This is a genomic window from Methylopila capsulata (assembly GCF_016907975.1).
In the GTDB taxonomy this organism is placed as follows: domain Bacteria; phylum Pseudomonadota; class Alphaproteobacteria; order Rhizobiales; family Methylopilaceae; genus Methylopila; species Methylopila capsulata.
The window spans coordinates 140968-167320 of record NZ_JAFBCY010000005.1 but is presented as its reverse complement, the minus strand read 5'-3'; the positions used below and the strand labels follow the sequence as shown (position 1 = coordinate 167320).

The following is a 26353-nucleotide window of genomic DNA, read 5'->3' as shown; positions in this document are numbered from 1 at the left end:
TAAACGCGTCATTTTGTTCAAAAATTGTGCTTCGCCGCGGCGCGGGGGGGCGTTTCCGTGGAAAGGAGAGGGGTGCGTCAGATCGATGTTGAACAGGTGTTCAACGGCGGCGTATGCTTGGTCATGGCCCCACCGCAGTCCGCCGCCTCGCCGTCCGAGCCCATGCGCAGCTTCGAAGCGGAGCGCCGGCGGCATCTGATCGAAGCGACGATCGAGACCGTCTCCGACGTCGGCTTCAAGGCGGCGTCGCTCGGCGAGATCGCGCGGCGCGCAGGCGTCAGCCAGGGGCTGTTCGCGCACTATTTCGGCGACAAGGACGGTCTGCTCGAAGCGACGCTGCGGTTCATGGCGGCCCGGCTCGCGCGCGCGACGGCCGCGCGTCTGCGCGCGGCCCTCACGCCGCTGGAGCGCGTGCTGGCGGTTCCGGAGTCGGCGCTCGCGCCGGAGGAGTTCGATCCCCGTACCAGCGCGGTCTGGCTCGCGTTCTGGGGCCAGATCATGCACTCCGAGCCCTACCGCAGAGTGCAGTCGATCTACCAACAGCGCATGCGGGCGAACCTGCGCTATGGGCTGAGGCCGCTGGTCGATCCCGCGCGGCTGGAGATCTCGGTCTCCTTCATCGCCGCGACGATCGACGGCCTGTGGCTTCAATCGCATTCGACCGGCGTCGTGAGGTCCGATGGATCCGAAGCGCGGTCGATCGTGCGGGAGCTCGTCACGCTCCTGATCACGCGGGAAGGCGCGGCGCGCCAGGCGGCTGCGCCTGCGCAACCCGCCGCGGTCGCGCCGTCGACGCCCGCCCGCCCGTGGCTTTCGTCGGACGCGGGCGGGAGCGCGGCCTGGCGGACCGCGGCGCGCGCGGAGCGGGGCGAGGTGCTGCGGCGCGTCGCGCTGCGCCTGCGCGATGAGCGCAAGGCGATCGCGCGGCTCGAGGCCCGCGACGCCGGCCGCCCGGTGGCGGACGTCGAGGCGCACGATCTGCCGCGGGTGATCCGCGCCTTCGAGCGCGCGGCCGAGCGGGCCGCGGCCCCGGCGGCCGACCACGTCGATTTCGGCGGAGGCCGGAGGGGCTGGGCGGACCGCTCCCCGCCCGCCTCCGTGCTCGCGCCGGTCCATTGGAGCGCGCCTCTGCTGCTCGCAAGCCGCCTCGTCGCGCCGGCGCTGGCCGAGGGCGCGGCGGCGGTCGCGTGCTCCGCGGCGCGGAAGACCCGCGCGCTGTCCCGCCTTGCGGAGATCGCGCGCGAAGCGGGCGCGCCCGAGGGCGCCTTCGCCGTGCTTGGCGGCGACGACGCCGAACGGGCGGTACGCGCTGCGGGCGGTCCGTCGACGGGGTGGGCGGACGCGCCGCGGAAATCCGCGGTGCTGGTCACCGCCGACGCCGATCTCGACCGGGCGGCGGCCGAGATCGTGCGCGGCGCCCGGCGGTTCGCGCGCGCGCGCGCCCTGAGCGAGACGCTGGTCTTCGTCGCCGACGCCGTGCGCCCGGCGTTCGTCGAGCGGCTCCGGGCTGAGATCGCCGCGCTGGTGGTCGGCGATCCGATGGATCCTGTGGTCGAAGTGGGTCCCATGGTCTCGCGCGATCAGCTCGAACGCGCGCTCGCCCTGATCGAAGCGGCGCGGCGCGACGGCGCCCGGGTGAAGCTCGGCGGCCGCGCCGGGGATCTCGGCGGCCGGAGCCGGGCGGCCGTTCTGAAGCCCACGCTGCTCGACGACGGCCACGAGGGCATGGCCGTCGCGCGGACGCCGCTGTTCGCGCCGATCGTTCTGACGTGCGGCTTCGCGACCGAGGCCGACGCCGCGGCGCGGCTGAAAGCTCTGGGGCCGGGGTTGTCGCTCGGCGTCTATGCGGGAGACGTCGCGCGGGCGCGTCGGCTGGCCCGCGCGGCGGAGGCGGCCGTCTGCCGTATCAACGACGGAGGAGGCGGCTTCGCTTCGGCCGAAGAGGACTGGCTCGAGCCGGACGCAGGGGCGTTCGGGCGGGTGCGCCGGACGCTCGCCTGCGAGCAGGACGCGGACTGACGCCTTTGGTCAGTGCGCGACGGACTTCGAGAACAGCGTCACAACCATCACCCCCGCAAGGATGAGGCCGATGCCGACGAGGGCCGGACCGTCGAGCGCCTGCCGGAACCACAGGACGCCGACCAGCGCGATCAGCACGATGCCGCCGCCGGACCAGATCGCGTAGGCGACGCCGGTGGGGATCGTCTTCAGGACATGGGAGAGAAGATAGAACGCGACGCCGTAGCCGACCAGCGTGATCAGGCTTGGCCACAGGCGCGAGAGCCCGTCGGAGGCCTTCAGCGCGGAGGTTCCGATGACCTCCGCGACGATCGCGAGAGCGAGCAGGACATAGGCGGGAACGCCGTTCATGGCCGGCTCCAGACGTCAAAAAGGGGGCCCCGCCGGCCGGCGCGGCCCCCTTTTTCTTACAAGCTTACTTGAGCTTGCTGAAGGCGGTGTCGAACGAGAGCTTCACGAGGGCCGTGGAGCCGCAATAGCCGCGGTTGCCGGTGTTGAGCCCGCACTCGGTCTTGCTGAGGTCGGTGTCGATGTAGCGGACGTCGAGGGTCATCGCCTTGTAGGTGCCGCCGAGGCCGGCGTTCCAGGTCAGGTAGTCCCTCGGGTTGAAGCCCGAGTCGGTCTTGCCGAGCCACTGCTTGCCGAACTCGCCCGAGACATACAGGGAGACGTCCGTGATGGGCTGGAAGGGCAGGGTGTACTTGGCGCCGCCCACGAGATAGAAGCCGTCGCCGCCGGATTTGCCGATGTCCCAGCCGTAGAGGAACGTGCCGCTCACGACGAGGTCGTCGGTGATCGCGTAGCTCGGCTTGAACGACAGCTCCCAGTAGTTGGTCTCGCCGCCGTCCTCACCCGGGTACCAATAGTACAGCGCGCCCGCGTCGAGGGTGAGGGCGCCGAAGGTGTGGCGCACGCCGCCGTAGAGGTCGACCTCGGCTGCGGGATCGGTCGAGCCGTCCGCGAACTGCACGTTCGACGCCCAGATGCCGGCGTAGAACCAGTCGAGAGCCTGCAGCTCGGCGTAGCCCTGAACCGCGAACTCCTTGTCGGAGTTGCTGATGCCGCGCGAGCGGTAGTCGTTCATGAAGGCGACGCCGAAGGCGACGTCCCACAGCGGCGTCACTTCGGTGACCATGGTCTCCGGCGCCGAGAGGTCGGCGGCCGAAGCCTGCCCCGCCCCCGCGAGGGCGAACGACGCGCCCAGAGCAAGCGCGATCCCCGCGTTCTTAATCATTTGCTTAATCCCCGAAACTGTTTTGACAGAACTGCCAATTCGCGAAGCCAGTATCGGTGCAATTCAGCGCGGCGCGAGAGGGGATAGATCTCGCGGGCGACGATCGTCATCGATATGAGACATTCGGAACACAGTGCGACCGGACGTCTCATCCTTGCGGATGGCGAGGTTTAACTGAGATGTTGTTTGGGAATACAGACGGACGCGGGCGGTTCGCAAAAGATTTCACGCGTGTGACGAAAGTCGTAGGTGTGATTGGACGTCGTTCAATAGTTCTTGAGCGCAGCATATTAAGGCTGCGGGCTCCGCCCCTGGACCTTGCGAGGCGAGCCTGCGCGCAATCCAGAATGTGGATGTGCTGTCGCAGTCTTTAGAAAAAACGCGAATGTCTTTGCGCGCGAGCGCCGACGCGCCTCGAAGGCCACGTGTTTTTGCGCGGCCGCCCGTCGTCAAGGCGCGCGACAAGTCGCTCTAGAACGGGCTTTTTTCGGTCGAAGTCAGCGAAGCGCCCCGGATCTGCAGGTCGGCGATTCGGTGCAGTCCGACGGATGGCGCACGTTCATGCAACGATTTGAGCACAAACTGGGCAAATGCACAATCCTGCGCCGCACGCGTCTGTGGACGGAGCGCCGCACGCGCAGGCTGGCGGCCGCGCGTGCGGCGGCGTAAGCGCCTTGGCGGGACCTCGAGGAGAAGCTGCGCATGGCGCGTCAACTGAAGCTCGGCGCCTTCATGCGCCCGGTGAGCCTGCACACCGGCGCCTGGCGCTATCCCGGAGCCTGGCCCGACGCGAACTTCAACTTTCGGCATCTGAAGCGTATGGCGCAGCGGCTCGAGGAGGCGACCTTCGACGCCTTTTTCATGGCGGATCACCTCGCCGTTCTGAACATGCCCGCGGACGCGCTGAAGCGCAGCCACACGGTGACCTCGTTCGAGCCCTTCACGCTGCTGTCGGCGCTCGCCGCCGTGACGGAGCGGATCGGCCTCGTCGCGACGGCCTCGACGACCTTCGACGCGCCCTACCACGTCGCCCGCCGCTTCGCCTCGCTCGATCACCTGTCGGAGGGCCGCGCCGGCTGGAACGTCGTCACCACCTCCAATCCCGAGGCGGCGCTCAACTTCGGGCTCGATGAGCACGTGGAGCATGGCGACCGCTACAGGCGGGCGCGGGAGTTTGTGGACGTGGTCACCGGGCTCTGGGACTCCTTCGCCGATGACGCCTTCGTCCGCGACGTGGAGGCCGGCGTCTACGTCGACCCGTCCCGGATGCGCGCGCTGCGCCACAAGGGCGAGTTCCTGTCCGTGCAGGGGCCGCTCAACATCGCCCGCCCGCCGCAGGGCTGGCCGGTGATCGTGCAGGCCGGCGCCTCGGAGCCCGGCCGACAGCTCGCCGCCGAGACGGCGGAGGTGGTGTTCGCCGCTCCGCGCCGGCTCTCCGAGGCGCAGGCCTTCTACAAGGACGTCAAAGGCCGGATGGCGGCGGTCGGGCGGGACCCCGATCATCTCAAGATCCTGCCGGGCGCCTTCATCGTGGTCGGCGACAGCGTGGAGGAGGCGCGCGAGACGCGCGCCCGGCTCGACGCCCTGGTGCACGTCGACAGCGCTTTCGGGTCGCTCTCGACCATGCTCGGCCACGACGTCTCCGGCTTCGATCCGGACGGCCCGCTGCCGGAACTCCCCGAGACCAACGCCAGCCGCAGCGCGCAGGCGCGGATCGTCGCGTTCGCACGGCGCGAGAACCTCTCGATCCGCCAGATCGCCCAGCGCGTGGGCGGCTACTCCGGCCTCGCCTTCGTCGGCACGCCCCAGACCATCGCCGACGGCATGCAGGAATGGCTGGAGACCGAGGGCTGCGACGGCTTCAACGTCATGTTTCCCTTTCTCCCGCAGGGGCTCGACGACGTCGTCGACCGCGTGGTCCCGGAACTTCGCCGCCGCGGGATCTTCCGCGCCGCCTACGAGGGACGGACGCTGCGCGATCACCTCGGCCTGCCCCGGCCGGAGAACCGCTGGTTCCCGGCGCCCGCCTCCTGACGGAGGCCGCCTCCAGCCTCGGCGGAACCGCCGCTCTGGCCACGCCCCGTCACCGGACGTGGCCGCAAGGCGAGCGGTCCGCCTGGCGGCGACCTTCAGCCGATGGCATCCGCCTGCGCGTCCTTCGCGACCTTCTTCTTCCGCCACGGCGCGTTGACCTGCCAGTCCCCGGCCATGATGCAGCCGACCGGCTCGACGGTGTCCACGACCTCGCACAGACCGAACTCGGCGAGCTGGGCGCGCACCGTGTCGGCGTTCTTGTAGGCGGCGGGCAGTTCCGACGCGTCCGGCACGCCGCTGAAGAACCGCGCGTCGATGGTCGTGCGGATGGCCGCGAGCTGCTCCTCCGGCGTTTCGGTCTGCGCCCTCAGGAAGGCGGTCCGGCTGAAATTGCGGCCGGCCCCGTGCGGGGAGAAGCCGAGGCCGTTCGGCGCGTCCAGCCCACGCGTGATCAGGATCGGCTCGCCCATGTTGAGGGGCACGAGCGTCAGGCCGGTGTCGTCGGCGCTGAAGCCGTCATAGGCCGGCGTCGCGCCCTTGGCGTGGTAGAACAGGCCGTCGGTCTTGCGGAAGACGAAGTTGTGCTCGTTCCAGAAGCGGTCGACCGGCTTCAATCCCAGCGCGTCGGCGACCAGGTCGTGGATGGCGTAGTGGTTCGCCTTGGTCCACAGGCGGATGATCTGAAGCGCCTCCCAATAGGCTTCGCCCTCGGCCGTGTCGGCGTCGATCCAGGCGTTGTGGCTCGGCGTCTCGGGAGACGCGGCCCGCCGCGTCGTCTCGGCCAGCGCCATGCCGGCCTTGTAGAGCAGCGCGCCGGGCTTGCGGGAGCCGTGGTGGGTGACGAGCGTCACGTCGCCCGTCGAGGTCCGGCGGCCCACATAGAAGAAGTGGTTGCCGTCGCCCTGCGTCGCGAAGTGCTCGATCGCCGCCGAGGTCAGCTTGCTGAGGAACGGGTTCGCGTCCATCGCCGCGAGGATTTCGGCCGGCGGGCGGATCTGCGCGCCGCGCGGCCGGCCGCCGCCGCCGAAATGCGACCATGCCATGCCGGCGTCGAGGATCGCGGTCGGGTCGACGTCGCCGAACGAGGTCAGCGCCATCGAGCAGCAGATGTCGGCGGAATGGAAACCGGGATGGATCGCGTTCTCGGTCGCGATCACGCCGCCGACCGGGATGGTGCCGGGCGCACGGCCGGCCGGGCAGGCGTCCGGCATCACCGCGCCCGCCCGGACGGTCGGAACCCGCATCAGCTCGTCCATATGAGCCTGCACGCTCGCGATGTTCTCGGCGTCGCCCTCGTTCTCGGCGCGTATGTTGAGGTGATACGGAAGGGCGCCCGGCCCGCGCAGGCCACGCCTGGCGACCGGCTTCGGCGCCACGGCGGCGACGGCCGCGCGCGCGTCCTCGCCGCGCGCGGCCGCGGCCTGCGCCGCCGCGATGGCGTCCGTGAACCAGGGACCGGGCCCAAACCCCCAGTCGATGAGCGTCTTTCCAGTGATCACGGCGCGTCTCCTTGCGCGTCTAGGCTTTCGGGCAGTCCAGAGGTCGCGGCGACCAGTGTGTTTACGGGACGTTATTGAGCTACCCGGTTGTCCCGGGGGCGGATGCGAACCGCCGACCTCCCGCCGTCTCAGGCGGGCGCTCTACCATGTAGTCCCGCAGGCATTCGCCGCGTCAGTTCAAGGCCGTGACGACGAGAGGCGGCGGGACACGGACCTCTCGGTCCGACGGGATTCGAACCCGCGTTAGCCGTGTAGTCCCGTCAGCATTCGTCACGTCATGTTCGTTCCCGTCGGGGCCGCGGCGACAATCTGGTCGTGGGACGCCTTTCCGCCACGTCGCCCGTTGGCGACGGAGGGATTCGCACCCTCACGGGAGGTTTCGAGCCTCCCGCCGCCCCCGAAGGGGCGGCCGCGTCTGCGATGTAGTCCCACTGGTATTCGCCGCGTCCGCGACAGGACGAAGCCGTGACGACGAGGTTCGACGAAACGTCTGGCGAGGATCGCCTTTCGGAGATCGCCGCCGCCTGCTCTGTCCATTGAGCACGGGCCGATGGATGGCCGGCCCGGCGGGATTCGAACCCGCATCTGGTCCGTGGAGGGATGTAGTTCCGTCAGCATTCGTCACGGCTTGGTCTTCGGATCCGTCCGGGGGACGCGACGACGAGTGTGGCGAGAGGCGAGCGTCCCGATAACGGTGAGTCGGGGGCGGGTATCAATCGCCTGCGCTCCAGATGGTGATGTACTCTCGGCCGGCATTCGTCGCGTCGCCGGGACGGACCTGTCCTCGTTTCTCCTTCTGAGGGACGCGGGCCCCATCGCCCGCGCCCCGTTGTTGTCAGAGCTCGATCTTCTCGATCTCGCCCACCCAGTGCGCCGGCCCGAGGGTCCCGTCCGCAAAGCGGCCGATCATCTCGAACGCCGCGTCGGAGAAGCCCCCGACGTTGAGGATGTCCTCGCGCTCCACGGCCTGGGTCGCGCCGTAGGGCTGGATGTCGACGCAGACCATTTTCAGGCCCGGATTGATCGCCTTCAGCCTGTTGAAGGCCTGCATCAGACCCGTGCCCGAGCGGGCCGCCTGCGCGTCCATCCAGGACTGGTTGTCCGAGACGAACACGAGGAGATCGACCCTGGCCTTCTCCGCCACCAGTCGCTCGACCGGGGCCGAGCAGTTGGTGCCGCCGCCGCCGACCGCCGCGAGCTTGCCCGCGTTGGTCATGACGCTGTCGCGCGGGTTGAGGTCCACATCGACCACATCCTGCTCGAACGGCATCACCCGCGCCGTACGGTTCGCCCGCAGGAACGCAGCGGCGACCAGCGCCGCCACGTCGACGCAGCGCACCACCGAGGTCGCGCCCGGGCGGTAGCCGGTGGCGGGCGAGCCCATCGAGCCGGACACGTCCGGGCAGACCACGACGTTCCCCGCCACCGCGGGCACGTTGGAGACCGCGATCTCCATCGCATCCTGCAGCGCCTCGCGGACCGCAGCCGGGACTCCCGAGCCCGTCGCGGCGTAGGCCGCCATGAGCTGGTACGGGAAGACTCGGGCGCGGCGGATCGCGTCGCCGTCCCGGAGCCGCTCCGCCACATGCTCCGCAAAGCCCTCGACCTCGAACGCGCCGTGGCGCGCGAAGGTGTTGAGGTTCATGCGCAGCATGTGCCAGCCGGCTTTCCGGCCGACGCCGGCCCACTGCTCCTTCGTGAGGGGCAGCGAGGTCAGCATCTGGAACGGCAGGTCCGGAACCTCGCCGGTCGGATCCGCCTTGAACGCCTCGAAGGCCCGGACGATCTCCGGAGCCGCCGCGACGTCGTAAGGCCGTCCGATCAGCCACCCGAACAGCGCCGCCCGCTCGGCCGAGGCCGGACGCGGATGGACCATCTTGATCACGTCGCCAAGCGACGGGTCCTGACCCACCGACGCGCGCAGGATCTCGGCGTCCGACGCCGCGTCGAGCCAGCCCTGCACCAGCTTCTTCGGCCGCGTGCCCAGCGACTTCCGGCCCGTGACGCCCGAGCGCATGATCTGCACGAAATTGCGCAGCATGCGGCCGTTGTCGACGATCCGCGGGAAGGCGCGAGCGAACTCGGTCCCGTGCATGGCCGACAGCGCCGCCAGCAGGAGAGCCGGAAGGTCCTTCATGTGGCCGCGCTGACGAGCGTAGATTGCGGTCTTGGCCACGAACTCCGGCTCGATCTCGCAGACGAGCTTCAGCGCGGCCTCGAGCTGGGCCTCCGGCTCGGCGTAGAAGGTCCGGCCGAGCGTTCCAGTCGCCGCGAGCTGCGCCAGCGCGTGGCGCGGCTCATAGGCGTAGGCCGGGGCGCCCGCATGGTTGGTCGCGGTCGCGGCCGGAACGAGCTTCCCGACGATGGATTTGAAAAGCGCCTTGTTCGCCATGATCCGTCCTCCGTTCACCCAGACCTCATTGCGAGGCGCGTGCCAGAGCGGGCCAGGGGCCGCGAGTTTTCTTTCAATGTATTGATTTCAAATGATTAAATTTCTTTGTCCGACTTTCCCCCGATCCCGGCTTGCGACAAGCGCGGCAAAATATCGATACTGACATATCGTTGTTTATCTGTTCGGATCGTCCAATGGAGAAGAAGCGCGTCGTCATCGGCTTTCTCGGCACCACGCTGGACGCCGGAAAGCAAAACCGGTGGGGGCGGTGGCGGCCGACGGTCGAGCTCTGCCAATACCGCGACCTGCCGATCGGCCGGCTCGACATGATCCACGGCGAGGGCTCGATGGCGCTCGCCGAGCGGGTGACCGCCGACATCGCCCAGGTTTCGCCCGCGACCGAGGTCCGCAGGCATCTCATGAACCTGGCGGACCCATGGGATTTCGAGGAGGTCTATGGCGCGCTGCACGACTTCGCGCGCGGCTATCCGTTCGATCCCGACGCCGAGGACTACCTCGTCAACATCACCACCGGGACGCATGTCGCCCAGATCTGCTGGTTCCTGCTGATCGAAGCGCATTTCATCCCGGCCAAGATCCTCCAGCTCTCGCCGCCGCGGGGCGGGCGCGACGGCGGCGAGCGCCAGCCGAGCTCCTACGGCCTGATCGACATCGATCTCTCGCGCTACGACCGGATCGCCACGCGCTTCCGCCGCGACCGCGACGAGGCGGCGAACTTCCTCAAATCCGGCATCGAGACCCGCAACGAGGCGTTCAACCGGATGATCGACCGGATCGAGCAGGTCGCGATCCGCTCGAAGGCGCCTCTTCTGCTCTGCGGCCCGACCGGCGCCGGCAAGTCGCAGCTGGCGCGACGGATCTACGAGCTCAAGAAGGCGCGCCGTCAGGTCGGCGGACCCTTCGTCGAGGTGAACTGCGCGACGCTGCGCGGCGACGGCGCGGCCTCCGCCCTGTTCGGCCACGTGAGAGGCGCCTTCACGGGCGCCGCGTCCGAGCGCGCGGGGCTGCTGAGGGCGGCCGACAAAGGCATCCTGTTCCTCGACGAGATCGGCGAACTCGGACCTGACGAACAGGCGATGGCGTTGCGCGCGATCGAGGAGAAGCGCTTTCTGCCGGTCGGCTCGGACAAGGAGGTCGGCTCCGATTTCCAGTTGATCGCCGGCACCAACCGGGACCTGTCCCTGGACGTGCGCGCCGGGCGCTTCCGGGAGGATCTTCTGGCGCGCCTCAATCTCTGGACCTTCGATCTGCCGGGCCTCGCCGATCGGCCCGAGGACATCGAGCCCAACCTCGATTTCGAACTCGCCCGTTTCAGCGAGCGCGAAGGCCTGCACGTCACGATCAACCGCGAGGCGCGCCAGCGCTACCTGGCGTTCGCAGCCTCCCCGGCGGCGCGGTGGCTTGCGAACTTCCGCGACCTCGGCGCCTCCGTCACGCGCATGGCGACGCTCGCGCCGCGCGGCCGCATCGACGCGGCGACCGTCGATGAGGAACTGGCGCGGCTCCGTCGCGCCTGGGCCTCGAAGGCCGATGACGACCGGGATCTGCTGGCGGACCTGTTCGGGGAGAGCGAACTGGACGGGATCGACCTGTTCGACCGCGTGCAGTTGGTCGAGGTCGTGAAGGTCTGCCGGCGCGAACCGACCGCAAGCGCGGCCGGCCGCGCGCTGTTCGCCGCCAGCCGCGCCAAGAAGGCGAGCGCCAACGACGCCGATCGGCTGCGAAAATACCTCGGGCGTTTCGGTCTCGATTGGACCGCCGTGCGCGAGAGGGGAGCATGAGGCGGCGGCTCGCCCCCGTTCCGCGTGCCGCGGAGCGCGCGGGCGAACGCTGCCGACCATGGCGGGGCTCGCGGCGGGCGGCGCGGCATTCGCCGGATCCGAAACAAATGAGGCGGTTCCAGAGCTCTGGAACCGCCTCATTCTGTTGGTGGGCGTGACAGGGATCGAACCTGTGACCCCTACGATGTCAACGTAGTGCTCTCCCGCTGAGCTACACGCCCTGGCGACGCTTGCGCGTCCGCCGAACCTAGCGATCCCGAACCGCGCGGGAGGCGGTCCGGAACAGAGCGCCGGCTATATCGGATCGCTTTGGGGCTTGCAAGCGGTCCCGCGACGCTTTGTGAGGGGGATCAGCGCTCCGCCTCGTCGGGCGGTTTCCGCGCCGCGGCGCGCCGCCTCAGGCTGAGCAGCCAGAGCGGGACAGCGCAGGCCGCGCCGAACGCGAAGCCCTGCCCGACGCCTTCGAAGCCGGGGCGATCGAACGCGCCCGACGCCCAGATCAGGAGCGCGCCGAGGATCAAGAGCGGCGGGGCGACGTCTCGAAGCGACAGGGAAGGCGGCCTCAGGCGGCGAGCAGCTTGTCGACTTCCGTCACCAGCTCGCGCAGGTGGAACGGCTTCGACAGGATCTTCGCGTCCTTCGGGGTCTGGCTGTCGGGATTGAGCGCCACGGCCGCGAAGCCGGTGATGAACATGACCTTGATGTCGGGGTCGAGCTGGGTGGCGCGCCGGGCGAGTTCGATGCCGTCCATCTCCGGCATCACGATGTCGGTCAGCAGAAGCTCGAACGGCTCCTCGCGCAGGCGGTGATAGGCCGACAGCCCGTTGTCGAAGGAGACGACCGAATGGCCGGCGTTCTCCAGCGCCTTGACGAGGAAGCGGCGCATGTCGTCGTCGTCTTCGGCGAGCAGGATCTTGGAATTCGCGTTCACGGGGCGGGGGCCTTGCGTTTCGGCTGCTGAATCAAGTCATTCCATAAGTGCCCGCCTTGGTAAACAGAGCGTTGCGCGGGCGTCGCGATGGACAGACGCGTCGCCCTTCGGCAACTATCCCCCCTTCGGCGGGCCTTTCCCCCGGCAGCCTTCCCGGAGCTCTCCGCGCACGTGACGCACGTCTCGCCCAACGACGCGGTCGATCCCGCCTTCGACGTCGCCGAACCGGACGGCGGAGCGGGCGCGGCCACGTTCAACTCGCCCCACTCGGGCGCGACCTATCCCGCGAGCTTCCTCGCGGCCTCGCGGCTGGACCCGCGGACCCTGCGGCGGTCCGAGGACGCCTTCGTCGACGAGCTGTTCGCCGCGGCCCCGAGCTTCGGGGCGCCGCTGATGCGCGCGCATTTCCCGCGCGCTTTCCTCGACGTCAATCGCGAGCCCTACGAGCTCGATCCGCGGATGTTCGACGGGCGGTTGCCGCCGTTCGCCAACACCCGCTCGCTGCGGGTCGCGGGGGGGCTCGGCACGATCGCCCGGATCGTGGGCGAGGCGCAGGAGATCTATGGCGCCCGTCTGCCGGTCGATGAGGCGCTTGCCCGGATTGAGACCTACTACAAGCCCTATCACCGGACTCTCGGCCGTCTGATCGCCCGCGCGCACCGGCTGCACGGCGCGGCGCTGCTGGTGGACTGCCACTCCATGCCCTCCGCAGGCGCGCTGCGCGAGGAACGGCCGCGGGCCGACGTCGTGCTCGGCGACCGCTACGGCACGAGCTGCGCCCCGGCGCTGGTGGACTTCGCGGAGCAGACGCTGCGCGACCTCGGCTACCTCGTCCTGCGCAACAGGCCCTACGCCGGCGGCTACATCACCGAGCACTACGGCGCGCCGGGCAGCGGCTTCCACGCCCTCCAGATCGAAATCAACCGCGCGCTCTACATGGACGAGCGCGCGCACGCGAAGACCAAGGGCTTCGCCAAGGTGCAGGCCGACATGACGACGCTGGTTCGCGCGATCGCAGGCGCGCCGCTCGCGGCGCTCGGCGTGCATCGCCTCGCCGCGGAATAGACTTTCGTAGCACCCATCCGAAAGTCCAAGACGTCGCGAGGGTTTCGTCGATGGATCGATAGGAAAAGGACTTGCAAACGCGGCCATTCGCCGCCAATGTCCCGCCACCTGGACGAGAGACAACAAAAAAAGGCCGCCGGCATTAGCCAGCGGCCCAAGTCTAGGGAGGAAACGCCCAAGGAGGGCGGCGGCGTCGCGATCCGGAGATCGCAATGCCGCGCTGCAATAAGATGCGGCCGCGCCGCACAAAACGCAAGCTCTAATGACCTTTATCGCCGGCTGCGACCGCCTGTCGCAGTTTCCGGCGATTTCCTTTTGGTGGCCACGCCCTCGCGCTCTCGCCGTTCCGGCGACGGGTCGCGTCTTCGCGCTTGCTCAAAGCGCGCGATTTTGGCCCTCTGGCGCCCTCGCGTTCGCGGCGACGCCGCGCCCAGGAGTTCGCCAATGACGGCCGTCGATTTCACCGCCTTCGTCGATCGCCTCGCCGCCGCGTCGGGCGAGGCGATCCTGCCGTTCTTCCGCACCTCGATCGGCGTCGAGGACAAGGGCCACGGCGGCGGCTTCGACCCAGTGACCGCGGCGGACAAGGCCGGCGAGAGCGTCATGCGCGCGCTGATCCGCGAGACCTTCCCCGAGCACGGCATCGTCGGCGAGGAGCACGGCGACGACCGGACCGACGCCGAGTTCGTCTGGGTGCTCGACCCGATCGACGGCACGCGCTCCTTCATTCTCGGCATGCCGATCTGGGGCACGCTGATCGGCCTCACCCGCGGCGGCGCGCCCTGCTTCGGGCTGATGAACCAGCCCTTCGTGGGCGAGCGCTTCTTCGGCGACGGCGCGAGCGCGAGCTATGCGGGGCGCGGCGGCCAGCGCCGGCTGCGGACCCGGCCCTGCGCGCGGATCGAGGACGCGCTGATGATGTCGACCTCGCCGACCATGTTCACGGCGGAGGAGCGCGCGACCTTCGACGCTGTCTCCGGCGACGCGAAGCTGACCCGTTGGGGCGCCGACTGCTACGGCTACGCCATGCTCGCCGCCGGCCACGTCGACCTTGTGATCGAAGCCGACCTGAAGCCGTTCGACATCGTCGCGCTGATCCCGATCGTCGAGGGCGCCGGCGGCGTCGTCACGACCTGGGACGGAGGTCCGGCCACCGACGGCGGCCGTATCATCGCCGCGGGCGACAAGCGCCTGCACGCGCTGGCGCTCGAGCGGCTTGCGCGCGGGTGAGGCCGGTCCGACCGGAGGACGCCGGATGCTGACGCGCTTCTGCTCCGCGTTCCTGTCGTTCCGGGGGCGCATCAGTCGGTTGACCTACTGGAAGCGCTCGCTTCAGGCGGGGCTGGTCGCGCTGCCCTTCGTGTTCGCCGGGCTGTTGGTCGCGAGCTACAGCCGCGTCGCGTTCTTCGCGCTCGTGGGCTTTGGCCTCGCGATCAGCCTCGGCGGCTGGGCGTCGATCACGGTGCGCCGGTTCCACGATCTCGGCCGCAACGGCTGGCTCGGCCTCGCAGCCGTCGCGCTGTCGGCCGGGCTGTCCTACGCCGTCGAGGAGGCGAGCGGCGCGCTGTTCGTGATGGCGGTGGCGGCGAGCTGCGTCTCGCTCGCCCTGTTCGTCTACCTCGGCTTCGTCCGCGGCACGCCGGGCGCGAACGCCTACGGGCCGAACCCACACGCGCCGGACGCCTGAGGTCAGGCCAGCGTCCGGCTGCCCGGCACGAAGGCGTCGAACGCGGCCCAGAACAGCTCCCGGACCGGATCGCGCTCCATCAGGATCTCATGCTCCGCGCCGTCGAGGCGGATGTGGCCGCCGCCGCGGATGCGCGCGGCGAAGCGCTCGCTCGCCCGCGGGTCGACGATGCGGTCGGCGCCGGCGGAGATGACGAGGGTCGGCGTGCGGAAGGACTCCGGCACGCCGGGCAGCGCGGTGGCGGTCATCGCCCGGAAGGCGGCGTGGACCCAGCCGATGGTGGGCGAGCCGAGCGCGAGGCCGGGCTCCTGCGCGATGAGCGCCACCGAACGGCCGTAACGCTCCGGATCCCGCGTCACCGGGTTCCGCTCGAACGGGCGGAGCGCCATGATCCGGTCCCCGCCGCGCGGAATGTAGGCGCCGGCGAAGCCCAGCCGCCCGAGCCCCGTGGCGAGCCCGCGGGCGAAGAACTCGGCGCGCGCCAGCGGCAGACCGATCAGCGGCGCGACGAGCACCAGCCGCTCGAACCACTGGGGCTGGCGCAGGGCGAGCGCGACCAGCACCGGCGCGGACATCGAGTGCCCCAGCGCGTAGTACGGTCCCGGGGTCTCCGTCAGCGCCACCTGCCGCATGAAGGCCTCGGCGTCGCGGCGGTAGTCGTCGAAGCTGTCGACGTGGCCCTTCAGCGGGTTCGCCAGCAGCCGCTGCGAGCCGCCCTGGCCGCGGAAGTCGAAGGTCGCGACGGCGAAGCCGCGGCCCACGAGGTCGGCCGCGACCTCGGCGTATTTCTCGATGAACTCCGCCCGGCCCTGGAACACGCAGACCGTGCCGCGCGGCGCGCCCTCCGGCCGCCAGACCGCGGCGCGCAGGGCGACGCCGTCCGCCGTGACGAACGTCCGGCACACGGCCCCCGCCGGCGGGGGAACGCCGGGCGCGATGACGAAGCTGTCGCGGACGGGTTGGAGCGCGGAACGGGTGGCGCGCCGCGGTCTCAAATCTTTCGCGGCCTCACTCTGAGGGAAGTTCGAGAAGCCAGGGAATCTCACGTCGAGCATCTTTTTCCGCTAGGTCCGCAGACGCGTAAAGTGAGGCCGAAGGGCCATGGGGCGAGTACCAGTATCGAAAATGAAGGTCCTCAAAAATACAATCCGAAAATTTCTCATCGTAAGTGTAGTAATAGTTGTGGTCACTTTTGCAGACAACAAGGCGTCGTTCCAGTGTGATGTCGTAGATGATATTTACAATTGTAGCGCCGCGGTCTGTGCGGTCGCCAATCTTCAGATCTGCGCCGCGGACGGGTCCGCCCGGGAGCAGCTCCGAGTCCGGCGCGTCTCCCGTCTTGTGTTCGCTCACCGTAGAGCGGCGCTTGAGGAAACACGTGACGAGAGCCGTCCGCAGCCTATTGAACCGCCGAAACCCCATCACCACCTAACCCCCGTCGCAGGCCAACAGGCTGCGATCGTTGAACAAACGGCCCGGCCTCGACGGCGGGCCGCACGTCATGTCGCTTGAAAGAGGATATGTACCATGCGCCAGTTCGATCTCACCCCGCTCTACCGCTCGACCGTTGGCTTCGACCGCCTCTTCTCCCTGCTCGACAACGTCGCGGGCGGCGAGGCGGCCCCAGGCTATCCGCCCTACAACATCGAGCGCACGGACGAGAACGCCTACCGCATCACCGTCGCGGTGGCCGGCTTCGCTGAGAAGGATCTCGCGATCGAGGTGAAGGAAAACGCGCTCAGCGTCCGCGGCGAGAAGCAGCCGGAGGACCGCAAGGGCGAGGTGCTCCACCAGGGCATCGCGGCCCGCGCCTTCGAGCGCCGCTTCCAGCTCGCCGACCACGTGCAGGTGACCGGCGCGAACCTCGAGAACGGGCTCCTTCACATCGAGCTCGTCCGCGAGGTGCCGGAGGCCAAGAAGCCGCGCGCCATTCCGATCGGCTCGGGCGCGAAGCCCGCCGCGATCGAGGCTCAGGTCCAGCAGGCCGCGTAAGCGCCGCTCGCCCGAACCGAGACGAAGCGCCCCGGGGAACCGGGGCGCTTTTTTCGTGTCGAGGGATCGCCCGCGCCTAAACCCGATGAAGCGCGCGCGGATCGCTTGGCTTCAGGCGGCCACGAGCGCCTGGTCGACGACGCCGAGCAGGCCGTCGACCTCCGCGTCGGTCGTCTCGAAGGACGCGATCAGGCGGGCGAAGACATCGCCGGGACGGCCCTGCCGCTCCGGGCGCACCGCCTCGCTCGACCAGGTGTAGTAGACGCCGCCCGCAGCCTTGAGCGCGGCGTCGACCGGCGCCGGCAGATGCACGAACACCTCGTTCGCCTGGCGCGGGAAGGCGAGCGTCAGGCCGCGCGCCTCGAGGCCGCGGGCCAGCCGGTCGGCAGAGGCGTTGGCGCGGCGGCCGAAGGCGATCCAGAGGTCGTCCGCCAGAAGCGCCTCGATCTGAGCCGCGATGTAGCGCCCCTTCGACCACAGGTGCCCGCTGCGCTTGCGGCGCTCCGCGAGGTCGGCGGCGAGCGCCGTGTCGAACACCACGATCGCCTCGGCCGCCATCGCGCCGTTCTTGGTGAAGCCGAAGGACAGGATGTCGACGCCGGCCTTCCAGGTCAGCTCGGCCGGCGAGACGTTGGCGCTCGCGACCGCGTTGGCGAATCGCGCGCCGTCCATGTGGACGCGCAGGCCGCGGGACTTCGCGACGTCCGCGAGCGCGCCGACTTCGGACGCGGTGTAGACCGTGCCCGCCTCGGTCGCCTGGCTGATCGTGAGGGCGGCCGGCGCGACGTGGGTCGGCGGCGTCCAGAAGTCCCGGTCGAGCAGCGCCGTCAGGCCGTCGGGCGTGATCTTGCCGTCGAGGCCGGAGGCCCCGGCGAGCTTCGCGCCGTTGGTGAAGAACTCGGGCGCGCCGCACTCGTCGTGCATGACGTGCGCCTCTTCGTGGCAAATCACGGCCTTCCAGGGCGCGGTGAGCTGCGCGAGCGCGATGGCGTTGGCGGCGGTGCCGGTGGTGACGAGGGAGACCGCGACCTCGCGCTCGAACACCTCGGCGAGCTTGCGCTCCACCCGCTTGGTCGCCTCGTCCTTGCCGTAAGGGGCCGACAGGCCGGCGTTGGCGCGCGCGAGCGCCGAGAGCACGGCGTCGGCCGCGGGGGCGGCGTTGTCGCTGACGAAGAACATGGGGGGGCTCCTTAAGGCTTAGGCGCAAGGTCGCAGACGCTAGCGGCGGGCGCCCCCGTCCGTCGAGGGCGCCGCGCCGTAAAACAGCCGGCGCAGGAGGAAGGGTGCTGGAAGCCTTGACGGCGCGTGCGACATAAAATGTCGCCGCGGGCGCATCTCTGCATGCTAAATTGCGCATAGCTGCCCGGCGGCGTCCGAAAATCGCCATATGCGCCCTTGGCGCCGCTTGTGCGCCGGCCGCCTTTCTGACATGTTCGCGCACGCAATAGGACAGTAAGGCTGTCCATTTGCATGACGGCCACGTTCCTTATTCACTCAAGAACGGTTCCAGAGCTCGCGCCCTTAGCGTAAAGGGCGGCGGAGGTGGAGCCGGTCGCGCTGCGGGAACGCGCGTCGGTGATATCGAGACGCGGAACGAGCAACCATGCCGGTCTTCCAGCCGGCGGCATCATGGGGTGCGCCATGACCGAGACGATCGAGAACGAGATGACCTCTCCGGCGCACGGCTTCGACCGCGCTGACGCGACCGTTCGCGCCGCCGCAAAACCGATCGCGATCGACCACGGCCTTCCGCCGGCGCAGGGGCTCTACGACCCGCGCCACGAGAAGGACTCGTGCGGGGTCGGCTTCGTGGCCGACATGAAGGGCCGCAAGAGTCACACCATCATCCAGCACGGCGTGAAGATCCTCGAGAACCTCGAGCATCGCGGCGCCGTGGGGGCGGACCCGCGCGCCGGCGACGGCGCCGGCATGCTGGTGCAGATCCCGCACAAGTTCTTCGCGGCCGAGGCCGAGCGTCTCGGCTTCGCGCTGCCGGAGCCGGGCTTCTACGCGGTCGGCCACGTCTTCGCCCCGCGCGACCCGGCGGCGGTCGCCAACCTCAAGGCGGTGTTCGAGCGCGTGGTCGTCGAGGAGGGGCAGACCTTCCTCGGCTGGCGCGAGGTGCCGACCGACAACTCGACGCTCGGCGAGAGCGTGAAGCCGACCGAGCCGGTGCAGCTGCAGGTCTTCGTCGGCCGTTCTCCCTCGATCGACAACGAGGACGATTTCGAGCGCAAGCTGTTCATTCTGCGCAAGGTGGTCTCGAACGAGATCTACGGCGCGGACCCGCGCGCCTCGTCCTACTACCCGGTCTCGCTGTCGTGCCGGACCATCGTCTACAAGGGCATGTTCCTGGCCGACCAGCTCTCGGCCTACTACCCCGACCTGAAGGACGAGCGGTTCGAGAGCGCGCTCGCGCTCGTGCACCAGCGCTTCTCCACCAACACCTTCCCGGCCTGGTCGCTGGCGCACCCCTATCGGATGGTCGCGCACAACGGCGAGATCAACACGCTGCGGGGCAACGTCAACTGGATGGCGGCCCGGCAGGCCTCCGTCGACAGCGAGCTCTACGGCAACGACATCTCGAAGCTCTGGCCCATCAGCTACGAGGGCCAGTCCGACACCGCGTGTCTCGACAACGCGCTCGAGTTCCTGGTGCAGGGCGGCTACAGCCTCGTCCACGCCATGATGGTGCTCGTGCCCGAGGCCTGGGCCGGCAACCCGTTGATGGACGAGCAGCGCCGCGCTTTCTACGAGTACCACGCCGCCGTGATGGAGCCGTGGGACGGGCCGGCCGCGATCGCCTTCACCGACGGCCGCCAGATCGGCGCCACGCTCGACCGCAATGGACTGCGCCCGGCGCGCTGGTACGTCACCGACGACGACCTCGTCGTGATGGCGTCCGAGATGGGCGTGCTGCCCTTCCCGGAAAGCAAGATCGTCCGCAAGTGGCGGCTGCAGCCCGGCCGCATGCTGCTGATCGACCTGGCGGAAGGCCGCATCGTCTCCGACGAGGAGATGAAGTCGAGCCTCGCCGCCGCGCGCCCCTACAGGGAGTGGCTCGCCAAGACGCAGCTCGTGCTCGAGGACCTGCCCGACGCGCCGACGCCCCGGCCGCGGCCGGAGGTGAGCCTGCTCGATCGCCAGCAGGCCTTCGGCTACACGCAGGAGGACATCAAGCTCCTGCTGACGCCGATGGCGACCACCGGCCAGGAGGCGACCGGCTCCATGGGCACCGACACGCCGCTCTCGGCGCTGTCGACCCGCTCCAAGCTGCTCTACACCTACTTCAAGCAGAACTTCGCCCAGGTCACGAACCCGCCGATCGACCCGATCCGCGAGGAGCTCGTGATGAGCCTGGTGTCCTTCATCGGGCCGCGGCCGAACCTGTTCGACCTCGACGGCGCGTCGAAGAAGAAGCGGCTCGAGGTACGCCAGCCGATCCTCACCAACGAGGACCTGGAGAAGATCCGCGCGATCGACGATCTGGCCGAGAGCCAGTTCCAGTCGCGCACGCTGGACACGACCTACCCCGCCGAGAAGGGCGCCGCCGGCATGGCGGACGCCATCGAGCGGCTGTGCGAGCGGGCGACCGCGGCCGTCCACGGCGGCTTCAACATCGTCGTGCTGTCCGACCGGCTGGTCGGCCCGAACCGCATCGCCATCCCGGCGGCGCTCGCGACCGCGGCCGTGCACCACAACCTGATCCGCAAGGGGCTGCGGACGTCGGTCGGCCTCGTGGTCGAGAGCGGCGAGCCGCGCGAGGTGCACCACTTCGCGGTGCTCGCGGGCTACGGCGCGGAGGCGATCAACCCCTATCTCGCGTTCGAGACCCTGGCCTCGATGCACCAGGCGCTCGACTTCCCCGAGCGCGTGGACGCGACCGAGGTGCGCACGCGCTACATCAAGTCGATCGGCAAGGGCCTGCTGAAGGTGATGTCCAAGATGGGCATCTCGACCTACCAATCCTATTGCGGCGCGCAGATCTTCGACGCGGTCGGCCTGTCCAAGGACTTCGTCGACAAGTTCTTCACGGGCACCGCGACCCCGGTCGGCGGCGTCGGCCTCGCCGAGATCGCCGAAGAGACGGTGCGTCGCCACACGCTCGCCTTTGCGGACGTGCCGGTGCTGCGCTCCGCACTCGAGGTCGGCGGCGAGTACGCCTACCGCATCCGCGGCGAGGACCACGCCTGGACGCCGGAATCGGTCGCGGACCTGCAGCACGCGGTCCGCACCCAGTCCTTCGCCAAGTACGAGGACTTCGCGCGCGACATGAACGAGCAGGCCGAGCGCCTGCTGACCCTGCGCGGGCTGTTCCGCATCAAGACCGCCCAGGAGCGCGGCCGCGAGACCGTGGCGCTCGAGCAGGTCGAGCCGGCGACGGAGATCGTGAAGCGCTTCGTGACCGGCGCCATGTCGTTCGGCTCGATCAGCCGCGAGGCGCACGAGACGCTCGCCATCGCCATGAACCGGATCGGCGGCAAGTCGAACACCGGCGAGGGCGGCGAGGAGCCGGAGCGCTTCGTCGCGATGGCGAACGGCGACTCGAAGCGGTCGGCCATCAAGCAGGTCGCCTCGGGACGCTTCGGCGTCACCACCGAGTACCTCGTCAACGCCGACACCATCCAGATCAAGGTGGCGCAGGGCGCGAAGCCCGGCGAGGGCGGCCAGCTGCCTGGCCACAAGGTCGACGCCGCGATCGCCAAGGTCCGGCGCTCCACGCCGGGCGTCGGCCTGATCTCGCCGCCGCCGCACCACGACATCTACTCGATCGAGGATCTGGCGCAGCTCATCTACGACCTGAAGAACGTCAACCCGAAGGCTGACGTCTCGGTGAAGCTCGTCTCCGAGGTCGGCGTCGGCACGGTCGCGGCGGGCGTCGCCAAGGCGCGCGCGGACCACATCACGATCTCCGGCTTCGAGGGCGGCACCGGCGCGAGCCCGCTGACCTCGCTGAAGCACGCCGGCGGACCCTGGGAGACCGGCCTCGCCGAGACCCAGCAGACGCTCGTGATGAACAAGCTGCGCGGCCGCGTCCGCCTGCAGGTCGACGGCGGCCTCCGCACGGGCCGCGACGTCATCGTCGGCGCGCTGCTCGGGGCCGACGAGTTCGGCTTCTCGACCGCGCCGCTGATCGCGGCCGGCTGCCTGATGATGCGCAAGTGCCACCTCAACACCTGCCCCGTCGGCATCGCGACCCAGGACCCGGTGCTGCGCAAGCGCTTCAAGGGCACGCCCGAGAACGTCATCGACTACCTGTTCTTCGTCGCCGAGGAGGTCCGGCAGATTCTCGCCGAGATGGGCGCGACGACGCTGGACGAGGTGATCGGCCGCTCCGACCTGCTCGACAAGCGGGACGCCATCGGCCACTGGAAGGCGAAGGGCCTCGATTTTGCGAAGCTGTTCGCCAAGCCCGTGGTCGGCGCCGACGTCGCGATCCGCCATGCCGAGGTGCAGGACCATCACCTGGAGGCGGTGCTCGACCGCGACCTGATCGCGGCCGCCATGCCCGCGATCGAGCACGGCGAGACCGTCGTGATCGAACGCGCGATCAAGAGCCGCAACCGCTCCGCGGGCGCCATGCTCTCGGGCGCGGTCGCCATGGCGCACGGCTCCGCGGGCCTGCCCGACGACACCATCACGGTGAAGCTGACCGGCACCGCCGGCCAGAGCTTCGGCGCGTTCCTCGCGGCGGGCGTCACGATGCACCTCACCGGCGAGGCCAACGACTACGTCGGCAAGGGCCTCTCGGGCGGGCGCATCATCATCCGCCCGGCGGAGGACGCCGGCATCGTGGCGGAGGAGTCGATCATCGTCGGCAACACGGTGCTCTACGGCGCGATCGAGGGCGAGTGCTACTTCCGCGGCGTCGCGGGCGAGCGCTTCGCGGTCCGCAACTCGGGCGCGATCGCGGTCGTCGAGGGCGCGGGCGACCACGGCTGCGAATACATGACCGGCGGCGTGGTGGTGGTGCTCGGCAAGACCGGGCGCAACTTCGCGGCCGGCATGTCGGGCGGCGTCGCCTATGTGCTGGACGAGGCCGGCGACTTCGCCGCGCGCTGCAACCTCTCGATGGTCGATCTCGAGCCGGTGCCGGAGGAGGAGGAGCTTCTGGAGGAGCTCCACCACCACGGCGGCGACCTCGAGTTCAAGGGCCGGATCCACGTCGATCCCGACATGACCCGGCACGACGAGGAGCGCCTGAAGCAGCTCATCGCCGCGCACCTCGCGCACACCGACTCCGCGCGCGCCAAGGCGATCCTCGACGGCTGGGCGAGCTACCGGAACAAGTTCGTGAAGGTGATGCCGGTCGAGTACCGCCGCGCGCTCCGCGAGATGGAGAAGGCGCGGACGCTGCAGGCGGCGGAGTGAGCGACGGGCTTCCGTCACGCGCAGGACATCGTCGTCCCGGAGCCCGAAGGGTCGCTCCGGGACTGTCATCAGGATAGAGCTTAACGCGGCGAACGATCGGCCAAGCGCCTCAGGCGCTCGGGCCGGGGAGCGACGCGCCGGGCGCGCTAGCGACAAGGGCCTCCGCGGGAGGAGACCATACGATGGGCAAGGTTACAGGCTTTCTTGAGATCGACCGGCAGGAAGCGCGGTATCAGCCGGCGTCCGACCGCATCCGGCACTACCGCGAGTTCACGCTGCCGCTGTCGGACGCCGAAGTGGCGGGCCAGGCGGCGCGCTGCATGGACTGCGGCATCCCGTTCTGCCACGGGCCGCAGGGTTGCCCGGTCAACAACCAGATTCCGGACTGGAACGACCTCGTCTACGCCGACGACTGGAAGGAGGCCTCCCGCAACCTCCACTCCACCAACAACTTCCCGGAGTTCACCGGCCGCATCTGCCCCGCGCCGTGCGAGGAGGCGTGCACGCTGAACCTCGAGAACACGCCGGTCGCGATCAAGACCGTCGAGCAGGCGATCGCCGATAAGGCCTGGGCCAACGGCTGGGTCACGCCCGAGGCGCCGGAGACGAAGACCGGCAAGACAGTCGCGATCGTGGGCTCCGGCCCTGCCGGCATGGCCGCAGCCCAGCAGTTGGCGCGCGCCGGCCACGACGTCCATGTCTACGAGCGCGAGCCCAAGGCCGGCGGCCTGATGCGCTACGGCATCCCGGACTTCAAGATGGAGAAGCGCCACATCGACCGGCGCGTCGAGCAGATGGAGGCTGAGGGCGTCACGTTCCACTACGGAGTGAACGTCGGCGTCACCACGCCGGTCTCCGAGCTTGTCGAGGGGCACGACGCCGTGCTGTTCGCGGGCGGCGCGGAGCACCCGCGCGACCCGCAGCTGCCGGGCCAGGACCTCAAGGGCGTGCACTACGCCATGCCGTTCCTGGTGCAGCAGAACCGCCGCGTCGGCTTCGAGAACCACATTCCGGAAACCCCGGTCGAGGCCTTCGCCAAGCATGTCGTGGTCATCGGCGGCGGCGACACCGCCTCCGACTGCGTCGGCACCTCGTTCCGCCAGGGCGCGATCTCGGTCACGCAGCTCGACATCCGGCCGGTGCCGCCGAAGGTCGAGGACAAGCTGCTGACCTGGCCCTACTGGCCGACCAAGTTCCGCACCTCGTCCAGCCAGGCCGAGGGCGCCGACCGCGAGTTCGCGGCGGTCACGCTCGGCATCGAGGGCAAGAACGGCAAGGTAGTCGGCGTGAAGTGCGCCCGCGCCGACGCCAAGCGCCAGCCGGTCCCGGGCTCGGAGTTCATCCTCAAGGCCGACCTCGTCTTCATCGCGCTCGGCTTTTCCGGGCCGCTGAAGGAAGGCCTCGTCGAGCAGTCCGGCGTCGCGCTCGACAAGCGCGGCAACGTGCTGGCCGACGAGAAGAGCTACGTCACCTCGAACCCGAAGGTGTTCGCCGCCGGCGACATGCGCCGCGGCCAGTCGCTGGTGGTCTGGGCGATCCGCGAGGGCCGTCAGGCCGCGAACGCGATCGACACCTTCCTAATGGGCTCGTCCAAGCTCCCGCGCTGACGACGGCGGCGAGCCGGCCGTTCGAAGGGCGTCGCAGCGCGATCTCAGGTTTCGTTGACGCGGTGAATCCCGCCGTCATTCCGGGCGAGTCCCGGAATCCATAATCCCGCCGGCGGCGACCAACCGCGACCGGCGGGCTTATGGGCCCCGGTACAAGCCCGGGGCGACGGCGGAGTGCGAGGCGCCGTCGCGTCGCCTGATGCAAGACCGCTCTAGATCTCAGCGCTTCGCCGCAGCCGCCTCGGCGGGGGCGTCCGGCTTTGCCGCATCTGGCTTTGCCGCATCTAGCTCGGCCGCGTCCGGCTTGACCGAATCGGCTTTCGCGGCCTCGGCGCCCGGCCAGCGGTGGTCGTCCAGGCGGCCGGGGTCGGCGTTCAGCGCCTCGCCGCGGACCAGCAGGCGCTCCGCGGCGTCCGAACGCGGACCCGCCGCGCCGCCGACGAGCGCGCCGCCCTCGGAGCGGCGGGGGGCGGTGAGCACCACCACCGGGCCCGCCAGCGGCTTCGGCCGGTCGACCAGCGGCGAGGCGTTGGGTTCCCCGCCGTTCGGCAGCGCGCCGATCAGGGCGTCCGCCGGCTTCGGACGGTAGGCCTTGCGAATCTCCTGCTCGACGTAGTGCGCGAGCTTGCGGGAGCCGGCCTTGGAGAAATGCACGCCGTCGTCGAGCCGCAGGCGCGCGTTCTGGCCGTCGAGCTGCGGGCCCACGGCGGCGTAGGCGCCGTTCTCGTCGACGAAGCCTTCCCACACGTCCACGAAGGTCCCGCCCGCGGCCTGCACCCGTTCCTTCACCAGGGCGTTCAGCGCGATCAGGTCGGAGTTCACGCGCGCGCTGGAGGAGGGCGCGAGGCCGACCCAATAGACCGGGATCTTCTTCGCCTTGAAGGGCGCGATCAGCGCGTCGACCCGCGCGAGGTAACGCTCGCGCCAGGGCGCCGAGAGCGGGGCCGCGTCGCGCATGTCGAGGAAGGGCTGGCGATCGTTCACGCCGACGTCGATCACCGCATAGGCGAGCGGGCCCTCGTCGACCGCCTTCTGCGCGGCGTCGGCGAAGTCGTGGTAGTCGGCGCGCACCAGGCCGGCGTTGGGCCGGGCGTAGCGCTTGACGCCGATCTCGGGCGCATCGGCGAAGGCCTCTTGCAGCCCGCCGGCGAGGCCGTCGGCGACGCTGTCGCCGATCACGGCGACGAAGACGCTGGGCGGGGCGAGGGGCGCGCTCGGGTCGCCGGTCGGGATCGGCGGCACCGGGGTCGGCGTGGGCTCCGCCGGCTTGCGGCGCGCGCGGGGCTTCGGCCTCACCTCGACGGCGCCGGGGTCGCGGCGCGCCGTCCAGCCGTCGTCGATCTCGGGGGCGCGCGGCCGCGCGCCGAACAGGCGCTGCAAGAAGTTGGGCTGGCTCTCGCGCCGGCGCACGGTGCGCGCTGCGTCGTCCACGGCCCGCCGCCGCTCCGCCTCGCGGCGCGCGAGCGCCTCACGCCGGTAGGCGTTGACGCGCTCGTCGATCATGCGGTCTTCGTCGTAGCGGTCGTAGGACCGCTCCCGCACGTAGCCGCCGGGCGCGTCGTAGTAGCGGCGGTAGTAGCCGTCCTGGGCCGAGGCGGGGGCGAACGAGAGCGCAAGCCCGCCGAGGGCCAGCATTACGGCCAGCAGGCGCGCGGGGAACGCGCCGGTCGGGATGCGCCGGATCATGGCGAGGACGCTACCATGATCCCCCCGCGCCGA

The 26353-nt window shown here is 69.8% G+C and carries 18 protein-coding genes and 1 tRNA gene; 9 read left to right on the top strand and 10 right to left on the bottom strand.

Translation table 11 applies throughout. The annotated features are described in order from the left end of the window. The first annotated feature begins 72 nt into the window (after nucleotides 1-72). Nucleotides 73-2019 carry a transcriptional regulator BetI gene (gene betI, locus JOD31_RS18745; RefSeq protein WP_271206205.1) on the top strand — a complete coding sequence of 649 codons (1947 nt, stop codon included), beginning with the start codon at nucleotides 73-75 and terminating at the stop codon, nucleotides 2017-2019. A 9-nt stretch (nucleotides 2020-2028) separates the two neighbouring features. Here betI and JOD31_RS18740 read toward each other — a convergent pair whose 3' ends face one another. Then, nucleotides 2029-2370, bottom strand: coding sequence for an SMR family transporter (locus tag JOD31_RS18740; RefSeq protein ID WP_204951954.1), 342 nt, complete (start codon nucleotides 2368-2370; stop codon nucleotides 2029-2031). A 64-nt stretch (nucleotides 2371-2434) separates the two neighbouring features. Further along, complete coding sequence (locus JOD31_RS18735) at nucleotides 2435-3253, bottom strand: TorF family putative porin (RefSeq protein ID WP_204951953.1); 819 nt, start codon at nucleotides 3251-3253, stop codon at nucleotides 2435-2437. Nucleotides 3254-3955: 702 nt separating this feature from the next. On the opposite strand from JOD31_RS18735, the gene JOD31_RS18730 reads away from it, so the two are divergent. Further along, complete coding sequence (locus JOD31_RS18730) at nucleotides 3956-5287, top strand: LLM class flavin-dependent oxidoreductase (protein WP_204951952.1); 1332 nt, start codon at nucleotides 3956-3958, stop codon at nucleotides 5285-5287. Between the two features lie 95 nt (nucleotides 5288-5382). On the opposite strand, the gene JOD31_RS18725 is transcribed toward JOD31_RS18730, so the two are convergent. Both JOD31_RS18725 and JOD31_RS18720 read right to left on the bottom strand, forming a co-directional pair. Next, entirely contained in the window at nucleotides 5383-6783 is a 1401-nt protein-coding gene (locus JOD31_RS18725; RefSeq protein ID WP_204952060.1) for an RtcB family protein, read from the bottom strand. Nucleotides 6784-7621: 838 nt separating this feature from the next. Next, nucleotides 7622-9178: a vWA domain-containing protein gene (locus JOD31_RS18720; protein WP_204951951.1), complete on the bottom strand. Its 1557-nt coding sequence runs from the start codon at nucleotides 9176-9178 to the stop codon at nucleotides 7622-7624. 194 nt (nucleotides 9179-9372) lie between these two features. Here JOD31_RS18720 and rtcR point away from each other — a divergent pair, with 194 nt between their 5' ends. After that, nucleotides 9373-10980, top strand: coding sequence for an RNA repair transcriptional activator RtcR (rtcR, locus tag JOD31_RS18715; protein WP_204951950.1), 1608 nt, complete (start codon nucleotides 9373-9375; stop codon nucleotides 10978-10980). A 146-nt stretch (nucleotides 10981-11126) separates the two neighbouring features. Here the strand turns inward: rtcR and JOD31_RS18710 are convergent. From JOD31_RS18710 to cpdR, 3 genes are all read right to left on the bottom strand, one after another. Further along, nucleotides 11127-11201: transfer RNA gene (locus JOD31_RS18710), tRNA-Val, on the bottom strand. 129 nt (nucleotides 11202-11330) lie between these two features. Further along, nucleotides 11331-11501 carry a hypothetical protein gene (locus tag JOD31_RS18705; protein WP_204951949.1) on the bottom strand — a complete coding sequence of 57 codons (171 nt, stop codon included), beginning with the start codon at nucleotides 11499-11501 and terminating at the stop codon, nucleotides 11331-11333. Between the two features lie 41 nt (nucleotides 11502-11542). Continuing rightward, nucleotides 11543-11911: a cell cycle two-component system response regulator CpdR gene (gene cpdR, locus JOD31_RS18700; RefSeq protein WP_020186943.1), complete on the bottom strand. Its 369-nt coding sequence runs from the start codon at nucleotides 11909-11911 to the stop codon at nucleotides 11543-11545. Nucleotides 11912-12082: 171 nt separating this feature from the next. Between cpdR and JOD31_RS18695 the strand changes: the two genes are divergently transcribed. From JOD31_RS18695 to JOD31_RS18685, 3 genes are all read left to right on the top strand, one after another. Next, nucleotides 12083-12976, top strand: coding sequence for an N-formylglutamate amidohydrolase (locus JOD31_RS18695; RefSeq protein WP_204951948.1), 894 nt, complete (start codon nucleotides 12083-12085; stop codon nucleotides 12974-12976). 444 nt (nucleotides 12977-13420) lie between these two features. Next, a complete protein-coding gene (gene hisN, locus JOD31_RS18690; RefSeq protein WP_204951947.1) occupies nucleotides 13421-14206 on the top strand; it encodes a histidinol-phosphatase in 786 nt (261 codons plus the stop codon). Nucleotides 14207-14231: 25 nt separating this feature from the next. Beyond that, the gene (locus JOD31_RS18685) at nucleotides 14232-14663 is read left to right on the top strand and encodes a DUF805 domain-containing protein (protein WP_204951946.1); all 432 of its coding nucleotides are present in this window, start codon (nucleotides 14232-14234) and stop codon (nucleotides 14661-14663) included. A 2-nt stretch (nucleotides 14664-14665) separates the two neighbouring features. Here JOD31_RS18685 and JOD31_RS18680 read toward each other — a convergent pair whose 3' ends face one another. Next, the gene (locus JOD31_RS18680; protein ID WP_271206206.1) at nucleotides 14666-15568 is read right to left on the bottom strand and encodes an alpha/beta fold hydrolase; all 903 of its coding nucleotides are present in this window, start codon (nucleotides 15566-15568) and stop codon (nucleotides 14666-14668) included. Between the two features lie 622 nt (nucleotides 15569-16190). Between JOD31_RS18680 and JOD31_RS18675 the strand changes: the two genes are divergently transcribed. Continuing rightward, complete coding sequence (locus JOD31_RS18675) at nucleotides 16191-16655, top strand: Hsp20 family protein (protein WP_204951944.1); 465 nt, start codon at nucleotides 16191-16193, stop codon at nucleotides 16653-16655. Between the two features lie 111 nt (nucleotides 16656-16766). On the opposite strand, the gene JOD31_RS18670 is transcribed toward JOD31_RS18675, so the two are convergent. Further along, the gene (locus tag JOD31_RS18670; RefSeq protein ID WP_204951943.1) at nucleotides 16767-17834 is read right to left on the bottom strand and encodes a threonine aldolase family protein; all 1068 of its coding nucleotides are present in this window, start codon (nucleotides 17832-17834) and stop codon (nucleotides 16767-16769) included. Nucleotides 17835-18296: 462 nt separating this feature from the next. On the opposite strand from JOD31_RS18670, the gene gltB reads away from it, so the two are divergent. Continuing rightward, on the top strand, nucleotides 18297-23027 hold the full coding sequence (gltB, locus tag JOD31_RS18665) for a glutamate synthase large subunit (RefSeq protein WP_246482602.1): 4731 nt from the start codon (nucleotides 18297-18299) through the stop codon (nucleotides 23025-23027). 182 nt (nucleotides 23028-23209) lie between these two features. Further along, a complete protein-coding gene (locus JOD31_RS18660) occupies nucleotides 23210-24634 on the top strand; it encodes a glutamate synthase subunit beta (protein ID WP_204951941.1) in 1425 nt (474 codons plus the stop codon). Between the two features lie 219 nt (nucleotides 24635-24853). Here the strand turns inward: JOD31_RS18660 and JOD31_RS18655 are convergent, their stop codons facing one another. Continuing rightward, the gene (locus JOD31_RS18655; RefSeq protein WP_204951940.1) at nucleotides 24854-26320 is read right to left on the bottom strand and encodes an SGNH/GDSL hydrolase family protein; all 1467 of its coding nucleotides are present in this window, start codon (nucleotides 26318-26320) and stop codon (nucleotides 24854-24856) included. Nucleotides 26321-26353: the final 33 nt, after the last annotated feature.

Excerpts from the sequence above, each read along its gene's own strand:
- JOD31_RS18740 (WP_204951954.1), bottom strand. The coding sequence starts at position 2,370 with ATGAACGGCGTTCCCGCCTATGTCCTGCTCGCTCTCGCGATCGTCGCG.
- JOD31_RS18735 (WP_204951953.1), bottom strand. The coding sequence starts at position 3,253 with ATGATTAAGAACGCGGGGATCGCGCTTGCTCTGGGCGCGTCGTTCGCC.
- JOD31_RS18730 (WP_204951952.1), top strand. The coding sequence starts at position 3,956 with ATGGCGCGTCAACTGAAGCTCGGCGCCTTCATGCGCCCGGTGAGCCTG.
- JOD31_RS18720 (WP_204951951.1), bottom strand. The coding sequence starts at position 9,178 with ATGGCGAACAAGGCGCTTTTCAAATCCATCGTCGGGAAGCTCGTTCCG.
- rtcR (WP_204951950.1), top strand. The coding sequence starts at position 9,373 with ATGGAGAAGAAGCGCGTCGTCATCGGCTTTCTCGGCACCACGCTGGAC.
- hisN (WP_204951947.1), top strand. The coding sequence starts at position 13,421 with ATGACGGCCGTCGATTTCACCGCCTTCGTCGATCGCCTCGCCGCCGCG.
- JOD31_RS18685 (WP_204951946.1), top strand. The coding sequence starts at position 14,232 with ATGCTGACGCGCTTCTGCTCCGCGTTCCTGTCGTTCCGGGGGCGCATC.
- JOD31_RS18675 (WP_204951944.1), top strand. The coding sequence starts at position 16,191 with ATGCGCCAGTTCGATCTCACCCCGCTCTACCGCTCGACCGTTGGCTTC.
- JOD31_RS18670 (WP_204951943.1), bottom strand. The coding sequence starts at position 17,834 with ATGTTCTTCGTCAGCGACAACGCCGCCCCCGCGGCCGACGCCGTGCTC.
- gltB (WP_246482602.1), top strand. The coding sequence starts at position 18,297 with ATGACCGAGACGATCGAGAACGAGATGACCTCTCCGGCGCACGGCTTC.
- JOD31_RS18660 (WP_204951941.1), top strand. The coding sequence starts at position 23,210 with ATGGGCAAGGTTACAGGCTTTCTTGAGATCGACCGGCAGGAAGCGCGG.
- JOD31_RS18655 (WP_204951940.1), bottom strand. The coding sequence starts at position 26,320 with ATGATCCGGCGCATCCCGACCGGCGCGTTCCCCGCGCGCCTGCTGGCC.